The organism is Mesorhizobium sp. Mes31, from assembly GCF_024519675.1.
Taxonomy (GTDB): Bacteria; Pseudomonadota; Alphaproteobacteria; order Rhizobiales; family Rhizobiaceae; genus Mesorhizobium.
On the sequence record NZ_JALJRL010000090.1, the window covers coordinates 1 to 232 of the forward strand.

Genomic DNA, 232 nt, shown 5'->3' on the forward strand with positions numbered 1-232 from the left:
AGTTGAGTCCCGGGAAGTTCCGGGCATTCGTTTCGTCGCGAAATCCGCAATAGACTGCATCCGCGCCTGCCTGGACGGCTGCCCTCAGCGTGGCGGGGGTTCCGGCGGGGCAGACAAGTTCCATGCGTCCGCTTGTCATGCCTCAGGTGCCTTGCGTCTGGAGTTGCGATCGGCCATTTGGCGCGCGACATCCAGCGCACCGAGAATTCCCGTATCGACAAGACGAGCCAGT

Annotated in this window: 1 pseudogene; it reads right to left on the reverse strand. The window is 62.5% G+C overall.

From position 1 onward, the window contains the following. Nucleotides 1-124, reverse strand: a pseudogene (locus NR193_RS33705) (U32 family peptidase); the annotation flags it as partial. Nucleotides 125-232: the final 108 nt, after the last annotated feature.